Here is a 218-nt window from a genome sequence, read left to right on the forward strand (position 1 = left end):
ATGAGGAATGAGGGATGAGGGTTGAGAGTTGAGGATTGAGAGAGCAGATGGCGAAGGCTGAAGAGAGCAACATGTGCTTCGGATTGTCGCAGATAAAAAATATAAAAATCCGTGCCATCCGCGTCTAAAATATCTCTCCCCCACCACCCCAACCATTTTTCATTACCCCCTAAACATTAAACCCTAAACCCTCAACCCTAAACCTCCCTCCCCCCTAA

Source organism: Bacteroides sp. CAG:633, assembly GCF_000435115.1.
Classification (GTDB): domain Bacteria; phylum Bacteroidota; class Bacteroidia; order Bacteroidales; family Bacteroidaceae; genus Bacteroides; species Bacteroides ndongoniae.